This window comes from Oleiphilus sp. HI0067 (assembly GCF_001635735.1).
This window is the reverse complement of record NZ_LWFI01001141.1, coordinates 1-936: the sequence shown is the minus strand read 5'-3', so window position 1 is coordinate 936 and position 936 is coordinate 1. Positions and strand designations below refer to the sequence as shown.

The following is a 936-nucleotide window of genomic DNA, read 5'->3' as shown; positions in this document are numbered from 1 at the left end:
GGTCGAGGCGGAGATCATTCCGAACTTGGCGCGATCGACGTTCGTGCATTCTGTCAGCGCCACCACTTTAGTGAGCGCGACACACACTTGGTTTCTTGGCTGGTTGAACAGCACTTATTGATGTCGACAACTGCTCAGAAAAAAGACGTAGCTGACCCTGAGATCATTTACGAGTTCGCAGCAAAAATACCGAGCATTGTCCATTTAGAATATCTCTATGTATTGACGGTATGCGACATTGCGGCGACGAACCCGAAGCTATGGAATACTTGGCGAGCAAGCTTACTACAGCAATTGTTTGTGGAAGCACGCCGCGCCCTACGTAAAGGCGTTGAATCTCCGGTATCAAGAGGTGCCTGGATTAACGCAACTCGCCAAGAAGTGCGTTCGACCCTGTTTCAAAAAGAGTATCTTGCCTCTCACGTAAATGACCTAGTAGATACGCTTGACGACGAGTTCTTCCTTCAAGGAGCAGTTGACGACATCGTATGGCAGTGCGAAGCGATCCTTGCACAAGAAGACAAGGCACAGCCCGTTATTGCCCTTAGAGATAAAGACGATGGTACCAATCAGGGGTTCTCGCAGCTGATGGTTTACCTACGTTCAGACGACGATCTTTTCGCTGCAAAGACCGCGATGCTTGAACAGCTCAACATTAACGTATTGAGTGCGCGCATTAGCTCAGCGAGTGGCGGCTTTACCGTAAGCAACTTCGCGATCACTAATTCTAATGGCGATTCGCTAGCAGACGACCCAGAACGAAAGTCTCTTATTATTGAAAAGCTCTCCGAGGCACTTGATGATCCAAACGACTACCCTGAAATCATTGGTAGACGAACGCCTCGCGCCCTTAAACATTTTTCATTCCCTACTGAGGTTACGCTAAGCAACGATGCAGTAAATCATCGAACAGTCGTCGAGGTCGTAACACCTGAC

1 pseudogene is annotated in these 936 nt (G+C 48.7%); it reads left to right on the top strand.

What is annotated here, in order from left to right:
- Nucleotides 1–936: pseudogene (glnD, locus tag A3739_RS30010) on the top strand ([protein-PII] uridylyltransferase); the annotation flags it as partial.